The sequence below is a fragment of the Limnobacter sp. SAORIC-580 genome (genome assembly GCF_013004065.1).
Taxonomy (GTDB): domain Bacteria; phylum Pseudomonadota; class Gammaproteobacteria; order Burkholderiales; family Burkholderiaceae_B; genus Limnobacter; species Limnobacter profundi.
In genome coordinates this window covers 66,716-81,703 of record NZ_CP053084.1, presented here as the reverse complement: position 1 = coordinate 81,703, position 14,988 = coordinate 66,716, and the positions used below count along the sequence as shown (strand labels likewise).

Annotated in this window: 13 protein-coding genes; 2 read left to right on the top strand and 11 right to left on the bottom strand. The window is 54.4% G+C overall.

Features of this window, described 5'->3' with window-relative positions; translation table 11 throughout:
• Positions 1-58: 58 nt before the first annotated feature.
• The 11 genes from HKT17_RS00350 to def form a co-directional block, all read right to left on the bottom strand.
• Positions 59-307: a BTH_I0359 family protein gene (locus tag HKT17_RS00350; RefSeq protein WP_040511986.1), complete on the bottom strand. Its 249-nt coding sequence runs from the start codon at positions 305-307 to the stop codon at positions 59-61.
• Between the two features lie 83 nt (positions 308-390).
• On the bottom strand, positions 391-798 hold the full coding sequence (locus HKT17_RS00345) for a GTP-binding protein (RefSeq protein ID WP_171096948.1): 408 nt from the start codon (positions 796-798) through the stop codon (positions 391-393).
• Positions 795-2,255, bottom strand: coding sequence for a TrkH family potassium uptake protein (locus tag HKT17_RS00340; RefSeq protein ID WP_171096946.1), 1,461 nt, complete (start codon positions 2,253-2,255; stop codon positions 795-797). Before HKT17_RS00340 ends, HKT17_RS00345 begins: the two co-directional genes overlap by 4 nt.
• Before the next feature lie 15 nt (positions 2,256-2,270).
• On the bottom strand, positions 2,271-3,647 hold the full coding sequence (gene trkA, locus HKT17_RS00335; protein ID WP_171096944.1) for a Trk system potassium transporter TrkA: 1,377 nt from the start codon (positions 3,645-3,647) through the stop codon (positions 2,271-2,273).
• Complete coding sequence (locus tag HKT17_RS00330; protein ID WP_171096942.1) at positions 3,644-4,366, bottom strand: response regulator; 723 nt, start codon at positions 4,364-4,366, stop codon at positions 3,644-3,646. The genes trkA and HKT17_RS00330 overlap by 4 nt, the downstream gene beginning before the upstream one ends.
• Positions 4,367-4,384: 18 nt before the next feature.
• The gene (locus HKT17_RS00325; RefSeq protein ID WP_171096939.1) at positions 4,385-6,658 is read right to left on the bottom strand and encodes an ATP-binding protein; all 2,274 of its coding nucleotides are present in this window, start codon (positions 6,656-6,658) and stop codon (positions 4,385-4,387) included.
• Positions 6,655-7,272 carry a DUF4390 domain-containing protein gene (locus HKT17_RS00320; RefSeq protein WP_171096937.1) on the bottom strand — a complete coding sequence of 206 codons (618 nt, stop codon included), beginning with the start codon at positions 7,270-7,272 and terminating at the stop codon, positions 6,655-6,657. The genes HKT17_RS00325 and HKT17_RS00320 overlap by 4 nt, the downstream gene beginning before the upstream one ends.
• A gap of 9 nt (positions 7,273-7,281) precedes the next feature.
• Positions 7,282-8,649, bottom strand: a complete 1,368-nt coding sequence (gene rsmB, locus HKT17_RS00315) for a 16S rRNA (cytosine(967)-C(5))-methyltransferase RsmB (RefSeq protein ID WP_171096935.1) — start codon at positions 8,647-8,649, stop codon at positions 7,282-7,284.
• A complete protein-coding gene (htpX, locus tag HKT17_RS00310) occupies positions 8,646-9,503 on the bottom strand; it encodes a zinc metalloprotease HtpX (protein ID WP_105027796.1) in 858 nt (285 codons plus the stop codon). The genes rsmB and htpX overlap by 4 nt, the downstream gene beginning before the upstream one ends.
• A gap of 98 nt (positions 9,504-9,601) precedes the next feature.
• The gene (fmt, locus tag HKT17_RS00305; RefSeq protein ID WP_171101311.1) at positions 9,602-10,573 is read right to left on the bottom strand and encodes a methionyl-tRNA formyltransferase; all 972 of its coding nucleotides are present in this window, start codon (positions 10,571-10,573) and stop codon (positions 9,602-9,604) included.
• A 26-nt stretch (positions 10,574-10,599) separates the two neighbouring features.
• Positions 10,600-11,109 (bottom strand): peptide deformylase, encoded by a 510-nt coding sequence (gene def / locus HKT17_RS00300; protein ID WP_105027794.1) that lies wholly within the window; start codon positions 11,107-11,109, stop codon positions 10,600-10,602.
• 95 nt (positions 11,110-11,204) lie between these two features.
• Between def and dprA the strand changes: the two genes are divergently transcribed.
• Positions 11,205-12,293: a DNA-processing protein DprA gene (gene dprA, locus HKT17_RS00295; RefSeq protein ID WP_171096933.1), complete on the top strand. Its 1,089-nt coding sequence runs from the start codon at positions 11,205-11,207 to the stop codon at positions 12,291-12,293.
• Between the two features lie 122 nt (positions 12,294-12,415).
• On the top strand, positions 12,416-14,980 hold the full coding sequence (locus tag HKT17_RS00290) for a DNA topoisomerase III (RefSeq protein WP_105027792.1): 2,565 nt from the start codon (positions 12,416-12,418) through the stop codon (positions 14,978-14,980).
• Positions 14,981-14,988 lie beyond the last annotated feature (8 nt).

Genomic DNA, 14,988 nt, shown 5'->3' with positions numbered 1-14,988 from the left:
AGGTTCGGCAACCACGCCGAGCGCAAACGTCTCGGCCATGGATTTTTCAACTCAGGATTTAATGCAACGTAACCGGGTGTTGCATCCAGGGTTTGTAGCTTTCGATAAAAGCTTCAATGTCGTCGATATCGGGTTCTTGGGCGGCAAGGTATTTCACCTCTTCGCGGAATTTTTCAGCCGCATCGCCCTGCAAAAACAGTTCGCGCTGATTGTTCTTGTCCACGATTTCAATGCCAAGGCTGGGTTGCCCCTCGCTCATGACCAAATCCACCACGCAGTAAAAGGGGCTATCAATCATCATTAACATCGCAAACCTCCAAATAATACTTTCAGGTTGAATATGGTGATCTATCTAGCAATTTCAAGGCCACGCCTTGGGCGTCTAACCCCTTACGCAACATCCTCCACAAGTGTTATATCGGCAAACCAATCAATCCATTGAGGCTCTTTTAATAACTGTAACACCTGTTCCGGGTGGCTTTGGCTTTCCAGTTCCATTAACAATACATTGGGTTGATTCAATCTTAAGGTACGAGCTAGGTGGGTTGTCAGCACCAGTTTGGAGGAACAACACAAGCAACCGGGGCTAAGCCGAAGCACATGAATGCCGCGCGCTTTGCGCTCAGTGTCCAGACGAAACAACTCTGCCTGAGCCTCCACCGAGGCATAGGAAAAAACTTCGGTACTGGCCATCAAGGTAATTTTGCCAACGCCGGCCTGCTCGGAAAGCAGTGCTTCAATTCGCCGGGCTCGTGCTTCCGGGTCGCGGCCAGGCACCAGAAAAAGCCGCGTTTTCATTTGCGCCAGAAGGCTGGCGTGAACAGCACCAGAATGGTGAACATTTCCAGGCGGCCGAGCAACATGGCAAATGAACAAAGCCAGGTTTGAAAGTCGCCCAAGGCACCGTAATGGTCTACAGGACCAAACTCACCCAAAGCAGGGCCCAGATTATTGATCATTGAAATTCCTGTGGTCAATGCAGAAATTGGATCAAGCCCTGTAAATATCAACAACATGGTGATGGTGATCACGCTCATGCCATACATCAGCATGAAAGCCAGCACACCAAAAATAACTTGCGGGCTCACTGCTGAACCGCGAATACGTACCGGGTTGATTGCGCGCGGATGGAGAATTCGGGACAACTCGCCAATGGCGTGCTTGAACAAAATAACGGCACGCAACATTTTGATGCCACCACCTGTCGAGCCTGCTGCGGTTGCAAACATGCTTAGAAAAATCATGAGCAAAGGTGCAAACAGGGGCCACTGGCTGTAATCGGTGTTGGCATAACCTGTGGTGGTAGCCACCGACACGGTGTTGAAAAGCGCATACCTGAACGCCTCGCTGAACGTGGTGTATTCCTGATGCGCCAGCAAATACACGGTGATCAATGACACCGCACCAAACATCAACATGAAAAACCATTTGGCTTCCGGGCAATTTGCATAGGGGCGAAATGATTTGCCGCGCCACGCCAAAAAGTGAATCGAGAAATTCACTGCTGCGATCATCATGAACACCACCGCCACCATTTCAATGGCTGCTGAGTCGAAGTAAGCGTAGCTTGCATCATGCGACGAAAAACCTGACAGCGACACGGTGGTGCCAGTGTGCAAAAACGCATCCAGCCAGGTCATGCCCGCCAGTTTGTAACTGATTGCGCAAGCCACTGATAGCATCAAGTACACCATGTACAGCGACTTGGCTGTTTCCGTGATTCGGGGGGTCAATTTGCTGTCTTTCATGGGCCCCGGGGTCTCGGCCTTGAACACCTGAGAACCACCCACACCCAGCAAAGGCAAAATGGCCACCGCCAAAACCAGAATGCCCATGCCGCCCATCCATGACAACAAATGTCGCCAGATATTGATACTGGCAGGCATGTCGTCCAGGCCACTGAGCACCGTAGCGCCAGTGGTGGTCAGCGCAGACACCATTTCGAAATAGGCATCCGTGACACTGAGATCATCAAAAAACAGCACCATGGGAATGGTGGCAAAAGCAGGCAAGCCCGACCACACCGTAGACACCAACAGAAAACCATCGCGGGGTTGAAGTTCCCGGCGAAAGCGGCGGGTTAACACGTGTGCTGTGACACCAATGCCAAAGGTGACTAAAAAACCTGTGGCAAATGCATGCACCGTGGGTTCATCGGTTACAAATGCGTAAGTCAGCGGCACCAAAAACGCCACCGAGAACAAGGCCACGGCAAAGCCCAATACACCCAGCACTGGAAAAAGCGAATTCCTCATGCTGCACGCGCCACTTTAGATAAACCCCACACCGACCTGGAACAGTTTTTCCACCTGCGGCACCAGTTTGCGGTTTTCTACGAAAGTAATGATGTGATCTTCGGCCTCGATCACCGTGTCGTGGTGCGCCATGATTACTTTGTCACCTCGCACAATTGCACCAATCACGGCACCCTTGGGCATGTCGATTTTTTCAATGGCACGGCCCACCACTTTCGACGATTTCGAATCGCCGTGCGCAATGGTTTCAATTGCTTCCGCCACACCGCGACGCAAGCGGTGAACGGCCACCACATCTCCCCGGCGGATGTGCTTGAGCAATTCACTGAGTGTGGCATTCGAAGGCGCCAGTGCAATATCGATTTGCCCGCCTTGCACCAACTCGGCATATACCTTACGCTGAATCAGGGCGATTACCCTGCGTGCGCCCATGCGCTTGGCCAAAAGCGACGACATGATGTTGTTTTCATCGTCATTGGTCAGTGCAATGAAGGTGTCTACGTCTTGCACATTTTCTTCGGCCAGCAAGTCTTCATCGGTTGCGTCGCCGTACAACACCAGCGTGCGCGAACCCAGCTGATTCGCCAGGTCTTCACAACGCTTGCGGTCGGCGTCAATCACCTTCACCTGGTAGTTTTCTTCAAGGCTTCGGGCCAGGCGCAAACCAATGTTACCGCCACCGGCAATCATCACCTTGGTGACCGGTTTGGACATCCGCCGCAATTCAGACATTACCGTGCGCACATGCTCAGTGGCCGACAGGCAAAACACCTCATCGCCGGGTTGAATCATCGTGTAGCCTTCAACGGCCACAGGCTGGTTTTCGCGAAACAGGGCCACGATGCGAACATCCACCTTGGGCAAGTGCTTGCGAATGTCTTCAATGGGGTGCGACACCAAAGGCCCGCCAGCGTAAGCGCGAACCGACACCAGCGTCACCTTGCCATCGGCAAAATCAAGTACCTGCAAAGCATCGGGAAATTCGATCAGGCGCTCAATGTGATTGGTCACGCTTTGCTCCGGGCAAATCACGTGGTCCACATTAAAGCCCTCGTCACCATGCAAATGGGCTTGCTCCATCATTTCAGGCGAGCGCACACGGGCAATTCGGCGGGGCACATTGAACATCAGTGCAGCCATGCGGCAGGCGACCAAATTGGTTTCATCGCTGCGGGTTACCGCCACCAGCATGTCGGCATCCTCGGCGCCTGCCTGTTTCAGCACGCGCGGCAAAGCGCCGTTGCCAGCAATGGTACGCAAATCGTAGCGGTCTTGAAGATCCGCCAGTACCCTGGGGTCCGGATCGATCAGGGTGATGTCGTTGTGTTCGGACACCAGGCTTTCAGCGAGGCTGGCCCCCACACGCCCGGCGCCGACGATGATAATTTTCATGCGATATTTTTGCGCGCGGTGCGGCCTACTTCTACGCCCAGCTGCTTGAGTTTGCGATACAAGTGCGTGCGCTCAATGCCGGTGCGCTCGGCCAGACGCGTCATGCTGCCATTTTCCAGGCGCAGGTGGTATTCAAAATAAATACGTTCAAATGAATCACGGGCATCGCGCAGTTGGGCATCCAGGTCGAGTGTCGACAACTCGGCCAGAGCTTGGCCCAAGGGGCTTGAGTCGGGCGCTGTGGCCACACCACCACTTGCAGAAACAGATGCGCCACTGGCCTGGTTGGAAGTGCTACCCATGCCGTTGGACTTGGGCTGGGACTGCATCAGCGCGCGAGCCGATTGCACCATTTTTCCGCGCGCCAAACCTTTCTCTACGGCACCCAGCAACTTCTGCAGGGAAATTGGTTTCTCCAGGAAATCAAGCGCACCAATGCGCGTGGCTTCAACAGCGGTGTCGATTGTGGCGTGGCCACTCATCATGATCACTGGCATGGTCAGCAGTCCTTTCACTGACCATTCTTTCAGCAAAGTAACACCGTCCGTGTCGGGCATCCAGATGTCGAGCAACACCAGGTCGGGCTGCTCTTGGTCACGAAGTGCGCGTGCCTGACCTGCATTTTCAGCAAGCAGCACAGCATGCCCTTCGTCGCCGAGAATCTCGGACAAAAGTTCTCGAATTCCAATTTCGTCATCTACAACGAGAATGGTCGCCATGGTGAGAGAGTTCCTTCTTTATGCGGCCTGACTATGTTCGGCATTGTTCAAGGTGTTTTGCAACACGGGGAAAGTTAATTCCACCGCCGCACCAACCACCCGCCCTTGTGCATCTACCCTGTTTCTAATGGCTATTCGCGCCTTGTGTTCATCTGCAATTTTTCTAACGATTGCCAAACCCAAACCGGTGCCCTTGGTTTTCGTGGTGATGTAAGGCTCGAAAGCTTTTGCCAGCAAGTCGGGATTGAACCCCGGCCCGTTGTCAGCCACCACCAGCTTCACGCCCACCAACTGTTCCTGTTCACCTTCCGGTGCTTTCAAACCTTCGGTTCGCACTTCCACTTTGGGTTGATCGCAATCGACACATGCGTCTAATGCATTTTGCAACAAATTATGAATCACTTGGCGCAACTGCGACGAATCTCCGGCCACCAGCGGTAATTTTTCAGTCAATTTTGGAATGAAGCGGGTTTCCGCCTGTTCTTCAATGCCCACATGCACATCGTACAGTGCCAGCACATCGACCACCAAGTCATTCAAATCCAGTGGCTTCAAATCAGCTGGTGGCAGTCGCGCATAGTCGCGGAAATCGTTGACCAAACGTTTCAGTGATTCCACCTGGTTGACGATAGTACGCGTGGCTCGCTGCAAAATTCCCGATTCGGGTTCTTGCAGCTTGTCAGCCAGCTTCATTTGCAAGCGTTCTGCAGAAAGCTGAATCGGGGTCAGCGGATTCTTAATTTCGTGAGCCAGGCGACGCGCTACCTCACCCCAGGCCGCCGTTCGCTGCGCAGAAATCAAAGCAGTAATGTCGTCGCATACCAGCACGTAACCGGCCTTTTCACCGGGCAAGCGCGAGCCACGCACCAGAATGGATTTCGAACTTTGCGAATCAAACGCACGGGGAATTTCCAGCTGTTTTTGCCAAATGCCGCTTTCTTCACCTTCATTGCCCTGGTTGTCGGCCACGCTGGCACGCACTGCCATGGCAAATCCTTCCAGGCCGGGCATGTCGTCCAGTGGATGGCCCTGGTTCTCGGCCAGTGAACGATCAAAAATTCGCAGTGCACCGTCGTTGTACATCTTCAGGCGCAGTTTGTGATCGAGCACCAGCACACCAGCGGACAAACTGGTCAGCAAACTTTGCAGGAAATCATTGTTGGCAGCGAGCTGGTTTTGATTGGCCTGCAAGCGGCGTTGCGCTTCCGACAGCTGCCGGGTCATGGTGTTGAATGAATCAACCAACTCACGCAATTCATCGTCTGCATTCACAGGCTGCATGGTTTTGAAGTTGCCACTGGCCAGGGCCTTGGTACCCTCGGCAAGCCACAACAAAGGAGAGGACAATCTTGATGAAAGCCAGAATGCCGCAGCCACCGATACAAACACCGTGAGCAACAACGCCAGGGTCAACGTGATGCCATAAATTTTTCGCAAGCCCGAACGCGACAACTGCAATTCTTGATAATCGCGGTACACGCTTTGCACCGCATTGGCCCGCTGCGAAAGTGTTGTGGGCACGGGGTGCATAATTTGTACATAGCGCTGACCCAAATCAAAACTGGTCAAGGGCGGGGCAATCGGCACCACCACACGCATGTACAAGCGCCCATCGGGGTCTTCGGGGTCAGGCTCAATTTGCTGAAAAGGCCTGGTCATCAGTGCCTGGCGCAGCATCACCTGCGTGGGCAGGCTGGGCAACAGGCTATCCAGTGCGCCTCCTGAACTTCCCAGAATTTGCCCGGTTTCAGACAGCAAGGTGAGTTCTTGCACATTGGCCGCATCGCGAAGCCGGGGCAGTTCCAGCAATTGCTCGCTGGGTGTGGCACGTGAAAGCTCGATGGAAATGGACTGCCCTTTCAAAGCCAGTTCATTGATCAAACTGTCCAGCGCAGTCTGGCCCAAATTCAAGCCCGATTCCAGCGCACCATCTACACGCACGTCAAACCAGCTGTCGATACTTTTTGCGAGAAATTGCACCGACACCAGGTACAACACAAAACCGGGGATCAGCCCCATCAGCGCAAACGACAAGGACATGCGCAACATGAGCCGAGAGCCAAAAACACCCGCACGGTACCGGCGCACCATGCGCACAATCAGCAAAGCCAGAATACTGAACAAGCCGGCAGCAATAATGCCGTTCAGCGTGATCAGCAAGGGGTAATTGCTTTCAAAAAAATCAGTGTTCGAGGAAGCCGAAGCCAAAAGAAACAGCAACACCCCGCCCAAGCTGCCCAGAATCAGCAGCGTGTAACGCAGCCACCGGGTGTTTTCCAGCCAGGGATTCATTTCCAGGCCTCGCGTTTGGGCGTGAACTCAAAGGTGAGCCATTCCGAGGACAAATCCCATTCGCTGTTCACCAGTGCACTGATTTGAAATGGCTTCGGTAGTTCGGTGAGCAGCAACCGAAAACGCACTTGCGCAGTGTAAGGCTGTCCAATCTCAATTCGATCACGAGGAATGACCGCCCAGTCGCGCACCTTGGTCATGTGCTGCATGGCGTCTTCAAGCGTGGGGGTATTGTAAGTGTTGTTGGGGGTTACTACGCGGTAAGTACGGGTCAGGGCGTTGTACGACAAATTCAGTGGATAAGTGGTGCTGACCACTTCTTCGTCCACCCAGTACCAACGGGAACGCATCAACTGAAAGTCAACCGTGAACTGCAAAGGCAGGCCGCGATCAACGGCCTCACGCAACTTGTAGCCCAACTCAATTTCGAATTCTGCGGCCAGGTTCCATGCCGCAGAGGCGGGAGCCTTACTGGGCTCAAGTTTAACCGCGGTGACCCGTGTTGAAGAATCAAGCTGGGCCAGCCCCACAGTCAGCACGCACATCAGCAAAAGGCCCAGCAGGCCATGCAAAGCGCGTGTCCATGACGAGGAGTGGGCCTGGCTAAATTTCAAGGCACTTCCTCAAGAGGTTAGGGATTTTTCAAACTTGGCGTAAAAGAACCCGTCGGGAGATGCATCAAAGCCTTGGTCAGGGTTGGCCGCTGCAACTGGCAACACCCAGCCGGGCGCAGTTTGCGCCAGGGCATCGGAATGATTGTCGAGAAATGCGTTTGCCAACAGGGGCCCCTCTTCAGGAAAGATGGAACAGGTCACCAGCAAAAGTGTACCGCCCGGCTTTAGGGTAGACCACAAGGCATTCAGTATTTTGTGTTGAATCTGCGACAACTTGGCAATATCGTCCGGTCTGCGCAACCATGGAATGTCGGGGTGGCGACGAACCACGCCTGAACCCGTGCAAGGCACATCGGCCAAAATACCGTCAAAAGGCACGCCGTCCCACCAGGTGTCGAGCAATTCAGCCTGCGCCACCTTCAAACGCAAATCCCATTGACCATTCAGGGTGGGGGCAATGCGGCGAATGTTGTCTTCGACGCGGCCCAGGCGCTGCGGGCTGGAATCTAGGGCAACCAGTTCAATATCGGCCAACTCAAGCAAGTGCCCGGTTTTTCCGCCCGGTGCAGCACAGGCATCCAGAATGCGTTGTCCATTCTGCGGGTTCAGCAACTGGGAAGCCAATTGCGCAGCACTGTCTTGTACCGACACCTGGCCCAAATCAAAGCCGGGCAGGGCAGATACAGGCACAGGCTTGGCCAGCAACACGGCCTGCTGACCGATCACACGGGCTTCCATGCCTGCGGCGTTTAACTGCTCGGCATAGGCGGGCGCTGAAATACTGCGGGTGTTTACACGGACCACCAAAGGCGGATGGCTTTGCGCCTGTGCCACCATCGTTTCCCAGTGTTGCGGGTGACTGGCTTTCAGTTTTTCAATCCACCAAACTGGCAAGTTGTGCTGCGCCAGCGGGTCTTCAAAAGCCTTGGTTCGCCAGGTGTTCGAGTCGCGCAAAAAATTGCGCAAACAGGCATTGGCCAGGCCCTTGGCGCGTGCAAACTGCTCGCTGCCCGTGCAGGCATACACCATTTGGTCCACCACAGTGTGCGCCGGGTACTTCGGGTTTTTGTCATCCCACAGCAAACCAAAACCCAAGGCCATCAACTCATTCAAGGGCTCGGGGTTTAGCAGCGCTTTGCCGCTGATCAAGCGGGTTAATACTTGCCCACGGCCCAGGTTGCGCATGCCGAAGTAAGCCAGGTCTTGAATGGCACCCAAAGCCTGCGGGGTTTTCACACCCTTGGTTTCAGCGGCCAAGGCTTGGTCAAGCGAGCGACCTTCCCGCAGAACCCGGGTCATGACTGCCGCGGCCTTGAGCAGGGCAAACGCCAAACTGGCTTCTGTCAGTTTGGGTGGCGTACTGTGAACCGGCTTCAACGCGGACCGCCAGTGCGGGCCATTTCCATCAAGCGGGCGATTCGTTCTTCAGTGGGTGGGTGGGTCGAAAAAAGGCCAGCTATACCTTGTCCTGACAGTGGATTCATGATCATCATTTGAGCGGTTTCCGGGTGCGCTTCAGTAGTACGGAACGGAATGCCCTTGGCATACCGTTGAATTTTGTCCAGCGCGCTGGCCAAAGCCGCCGGGTCGCCGCAAATTTCTGCGCCTCCACGGTCAGCCTCGTATTCACGGGCGCGCGAGATTGACATTTGAATCAGTGATGCGGCCAATGGCGCCAGAATGGCCAAGGCAATGCTGGCAATCGGGTTCATCGGCTGGCCGTTCTCATCTCGCCCACCAAAAAACAGCGCAAAGTTGGCCAGCGCCGAAATGGCACCCGCCATGGTGGCCGAAATGGTGGAAATCAGAATGTCGCGGTGCTTCACATGGGCCAGTTCATGGGCCATCACGCCACGCAGTTCACGCGCGGAAAGCACCTGCAAAATACCCGTGGTTGCAGCCACAGCCGCGTTTTCCGGGTTGCGCCCGGTTGCAAATGCATTAGGGGCGCTGTCATTGATCAGGTAAACACGCGGCATTGGCATGTCTGCGCGCTGCGCAAGTTCAGCCACCATGTTGTAAAACTCTGGCGCATTGCTGGCATCGACTTCCTTGGCTTTGTACATGCGCAAAACCATTTTGTCGGAAAACCAGTACGCACCAAAGTTCATCACCAGTGCAAAGCCCAAGGCCAACAACATGCCGCCACGGCCGCCCATCATGCCACCCAGCACCACGAAAAGGGCGGTGATGGCCGCCATCAACATGAAGGTTTTCATCCAGTTAAACATGATCTTATTTATCCTGGCCAATCAGCGGCCTGTTGATTCGACAACTTGAAAATAAGGCTTTTTCGCACAATTTCAAGTTTTGCGCGTGCCACCTTTGCCTAGTTGGAGGCAGATTCGCTCAATTGGTTTCCGGCCTGCAAACCCAAAGCCTGTGCTACCTGCTGCGCAGGTTGGCGTTTGCTGCCGGCCTTCTGAAGGGTTCGAATACGCAACACACCCTGCCCACATTGCACCTCTATGCCTGCGGAATCAACGGACAACACCTCGCCCGGTTTACCCATCAGGCCAGCCAATGCGACAGTTTCAGGATCAAAACACTTCAAAGGTTCACCACCCCACGTTGTGTTTGCACCTGGAAAAGGGTCGAAGGCACGCAGTGTACGCTGAAGTTCAACTGCACTGCGATGCCAGTTGATCACGCCCTCCGCTTTTGTGATTTTCTCTGCGTAGGTCACTCCCACTTCAGGTTGTGGAACCAGGGGCAGTGTTGCCGCCTGAAGGGAGTCCAGCGCCTCTACCAACAAATCACCGCCCAGCTCGGCCAATTTGTCGTGCAGGGTGGTGGTGGTGTCGGTGTGTTCAATCGGCAAGGCCCGCCACAGGCGAACGGGGCCGGTATCCAGCCCGGCTTCCATTTGCATGATGCACACGCCGGTTTCAGCATCGCCCGCCTCAATACACCGCTGAATGGGGGCAGCGCCACGCCAGCGCGGCAGCAAGCTGCCATGAATGTTCAAGCAACCCAAGCGCGGAGCATCCAAAACAGTTTGCGGCAAAATAAGCCCGTAAGCTGCCACAATCAACACATCCAGGGCTTGACCATGTACGGCGGTTTTCAAGGCGAGCAAGGCGTGTTCGGCTTCCTCGCCTTTTTTCAGACTGACCGGTTGCAATACGGGGATGCCATGTTGCTGTGCCAGCTGTTTAACAGGGGAAGCCTGTAACTTCATGCCCCTGCCAGCGGGGCGGTCGGGTTGGGTCAGTACCAGGTGCACAGGGTAACCGGCAGCAATAAGTTTCGCCAGCGCAACCCGAGCGAACTCGGGTGTGCCAGCGAAACCCACATTCAGGGTTCGATTCATGGGGGGTTGGGCGATCAAGCGGTTTGAAGCTTTTCTTGCTTCTTCATCTTGGTTTTGATGCGGGTTTGCTTCAACTGCGAAAGGTATTCAACAAACACCTTGCCATTGAGGTGGTCAATTTCATGCTGAATACACACGGCAAGCAGCTCGTCGCAATCAATTTCAAACCACTCACCCTTCACATTCTGTGCGCGTACCTTCACCGTGTCGGGGCGTTCAACCTTCTCGTAAATGCCGGGCACGGACAAACAACCCTCTTCGTACACCTTGCATTCTTTGCTGGCGTCGATGATCTCGGGGTTGATGAATACGGTCAGGCCCGATTTGTCATCGGTGACATCAATCACGATGATTCGTTTGTGCACATTCACCTGCGTAGCGGCCAGGCCAACGCCAGGCGCATCGTACATGGTTTCTGCCATGTCTTGAGTCAGCTTGACAAGCGCGTCATCAAACTGGGTGACAGGGGTGGCAACCGTTTTCAAGCGCGGATCCGGATAACGCAAAATTGGGAGTAAAGCCATGCTTTCAAAAAACCTTCACAGTCAACACCAAAAGGATATACCTTCTGTGGCAAAAATAGTTCGCAAATTCCATCACTTGTTGCTCGGCGCTTTGCATGGGTGAGCTACTCGACGCCATGAACCTGGCTTACAACACAACCATCAAAGCGCGTGCACGCTACGAGCTGGCCCAACAAGGCCCAGGTTGCAGTTTACCCGCCCCATGCGAAGCAGTCCGGCTTTGGCATGCACTGGCCAGCACTTGGTTGTTGCAAAGCAACAAAAGATTCTGGGTGGGCATTCACAGCCCGGCTTACCCGCAAAGCCTGCTTGCACTGAAAGACCCGCCGCTAATTCTGTTCGGTGAAGGCCGCCTGGATTTGTTGAAAACCCGGGGCATCGCGATTGTAGGCAGCAGAAATGCCACACGCACCGGCTTGAGCAACGCGCAGGGTTTTGGCAAGGCTTTTGCGCAAGCCCAATGGGTAGTTGTCAGCGGCTTGGCCGAAGGCATTGACGGTGCAGCACACGCGGGTGCACTTCAGGCCCTGGGTGCCACCATTGCCGTGCTGGGTTGTGGGCCTGACGAGGTTTACCCCCCGCACCACGCCGGTCTTAAAAAGCAGATTGTCGAACAAGGTGGTTTGGTGTTGTCTGAATACCCACCCGGTACCGCGCCGCAAGCTGGCTTTTTCCCCCGTCGAAACCGCATTATTGCTGGCCTGGCCGATGCACTGCTGGTGATCGAGGCAGCCATGCGTTCAGGTTCCTTGATTACAGCCCGGGTTGCCAGTGAACTGGGGCGCCCGGTAGGGGCCATTCCTGGTTCCATTCACAGCAGCCAAAGCAAAGGCTGCCACGACATGATCAAAAAAGGCGCCTTGCTGGTAGAAACAGCCCTGGAGTTGATGGAAGAAGCCAAGGCCAGCCTGCCACAGTACAAGTTGCTCAGCGTGTTGCAAGAAGATGACAGCGATTGCCACACCGAAATGACCTGCACCGTGGACACTGATGCTGAACCCGATGAAGAACTGGGCCGGGTATTGCAACACCTGGGGCACGACCCGGTGCACACGGACACATTGGCCCGGCAATTGGGTTTGGACACTGAAGACACCCTGGCTGCACTGACCGAACTGGAGTTGCTGGGGCTGGTGCTGGGTGAAAGCGGTAACCGCTGGGTGCGTTCAAATGGTGTATTTTAAAAAAAGGCCGTTGCAACAACAGAATTGAAGATTCTAGAGAAAGCCTTGATTTGTTGAAGGACTGACACTTACACTTCGGCGCACAAGGCCTTGAAATTACACACACCGACGAGTTGGACTAATTGAGTAGCGAAAACCCCAAAAAACTGATCATCGCGGAAAAACCCTCCGTGGCCGCTGACATTGCGCGCTCCCTCGGTGGTTTCACCAAACACGACGATTACTTTGAAAGTGATGAGTACGTGCTGTCATCGGCCGTGGGCCATTTGGTTGAAATCAAGGCGCCCGACGAATTTGAGGTGAAGCGGGGCAAGTGGAGTTTTGCCAACCTGCCCGTGTTGCCAACACACTTTGACCTGAACCCGATTGCAAAAACAGAATCGCGCCTGAAGGTGCTGAACAAACTGATTAAACGCAAAGACGTGGTCGGCCTGATTAACGCCTGTGACGCGGGCCGGGAAGGTGAGCTGATTTTCCGCCTGATCGCGCAATACGCGAAAAGCAGCAAGCCGGTTGAACGCCTGTGGTTGCAATCGATGACACCCGCAGCCATTCGTCAGGCCTTCTCGAGCCTGCGCAGCGATGCCGAGATGATGCCACTGGCCGATGCTGCGCGCTGCCGCTCGGAAGCAGACTGGCTGGTGGGTATCAATGGCACACGTGCCATGACTGCATTCAACAGCAAGGAAGGCGGGTTTTACCTGACCACGGTGGGCAGGGTACAAACCCCCACACTGGCCATTGTTGTGGAACGCGAAGAGAAAATCCGCAAGTTTGTGCCGCGCACTTATTTCGAGATTCGCGCCAGTTTTGGCGCGCAGGCTGGTGCCTACGAAGGCAAATGGTTTGACCGCGACTTTAAAAAAGCAGAAGACCCTGAGCAACGTGCAGACCGGCTGTGGGACGAAGCCAAGGCCAAAGCCATTGTGGCTGCCTGTGACGGCAAGCCCGGCACAGTAGAAGAAGAAAGCAAACCCACCACGCAAATTGCGCCTCAGTTGTTCGATTTGACCAGCCTGCAACGCGAGGCCAACAGTCGCTTTGGTTTTTCAGCAAAGAACACCTTGGGCCTGGCCCAGGCGCTGTATGAAAAACACAAAGTGTTGACCTACCCGCGTACTGATTCAAAAGCCTTGCCTGAAGATTATATGGGCACCGTGAACCAAACCCTGAAAAGCTTTGTGGGATTGGATTCAGGCCACATTGCCGGTGCGTATGGGCAGTTTTGTGAACAAATACTGAAAAACAACTGGGTAAAGCCCAACAAACGGGTGTTCGACAACAGCAAGATTTCTGACCACTTTGCGATTATTCCAACCCTGCAAGTGCCAAAAAACCTGAGCGAACCCGAAGCCAAGCTATACGACATGGTGGTGAAACGTTTCCTGGCAGTGTTTTTCCCACCAGCGGAATTCAACGTCACCACACGCATTACCACGGTTGAAGGCCACCCCTTCAAAACCGAAGGCAAGGTGCTGGTGAAGCCGGGCTGGCTGGCCATTTACGGCCGCGCAGCCGCAGCTGCGGGCGATGACAGCCTGGTGGCTGTGGATGCCGGTGAAAAAGTAAGTACCGACGAAATTGATGTACACACCCTGAGCACCAAGCCACCTGCACGCTACAGCGAAGCCACTTTACTTTCCGCCATGGAAGGTGCAGGCAAACTGGTGGAAGAAGAAGAACTGCGCGATGCCATGGGCACCAAAGGCTTGGGCACGCCAGCCACGCGCGCTGCCACCATTGAGGGTTTGATTAACGAAAAGTACCTGGTGCGTGAAGAACGCGCTTTGGTACCCACAGCCAAGGCGTTCCAGCTGCTGACCCTGCTGCGTGGCCTGGACGTTGAAGAACTGACCATGCCTGAGTTGACTGGCGAGTGGGAGTACAAACTTTCCCTGATGGAAAAGGGCGAGCTCTCGCGCGAACAGTTCATGCAGGAAATTGCCAAGATTACGCAGAACATTGTTGACCGTGCGAAAAACTACACAGAGGAAACCATTCCTGGCGACTACGCCACACTGGTGACACCTTGCCCGAACTGCGGCAGCGTGGTGAAGGAAAACTACCGCCGCTTTGCCTGCACAAAATGCGAATTCTCGATCTCGAAAGTGCCAGGCGGTCGTCAGTTTGAAGTGGCTGAAGTTGAAAAGCTGTTGCAAGACCGCGAGTTGCCAATGCTCGATGGTTTCCGCAGCAAAATGGGCCGCCCGTTTGCCGCTGTGCTGAAGCTGACTGATGAACACAAGCTGGAGTTTGACTTTGGCCAGGCCAAAGACGATGACAATGGCGAACCCGTCGACTTCTCTGGTGAAACCCGACTTGGGCCATGTCCCAAGTGCGCATCCAATGTGTATGAACAGGCCACCAGTTATGTGTGCGAAAAATCGGTAGGACCAAGCAAAAGCTGTGACTTCCGTTCAGGCAAGGTGATTTTGCAACAACCCATTGACCGCGAACAAATGGAAAAACTGTTGCTCGACGGTAAAACTGATTTGCTGACACGGTTTGTTTCATCGAAAACCCGTCGTGCGTTCAAAGCGTTTTTGGTCAAGAAACCCGACGGTGCAATTGGTTTTGAGTTCGAGGCAAAAGCCGAGAAGAAGCCTGGTGCAGCCAAAGGCAAAACTGCAGCCAAGCCAGCGACAAAAACCGCAGCCAAAGCCAAGGCTGCCAAAGAAGCATCATGAATTTTGCG